Consider the following 257-nt stretch of genomic DNA (forward strand, 5'->3'; position numbering starts at 1 on the left):
ACGGGCTCGACGGCGAGGACCGCGTCACCCACCGCGTCCTCGCCCGGCTGATCGACAACGGCACCGGCCGGATCACCCACGGGCTCGCCGACTTCAGCGTCTCGGCGACCATCGCCGCGCCCCAGAACGAGGCCTTCCAGTCCCTCGTCATGACCGCCGTCGACCAGGAGGGCGCCGACTCCTACCTGGAGCGCCTGGCCGCACTGCCCAACTACTTCGACGCCTGCCTCCAGCGCTACCTCGACGCCGCCGCCGAG

General features: G+C 72.0%; 1 protein-coding gene. It reads left to right on the forward strand.

Features of this window, described 5'->3' with window-relative positions; genetic code table 11:
• Positions 1–257, forward strand: a 257-nt coding sequence (locus AB0O00_RS31565; protein WP_363657595.1) for a hypothetical protein, incomplete at both ends; no start/stop codon positions are given.

This window comes from Kitasatospora sp. NPDC093558 (genome assembly GCF_040683475.1).
Classification (GTDB): Bacteria; Actinomycetota; Actinomycetes; order Streptomycetales; family Streptomycetaceae; genus Kitasatospora.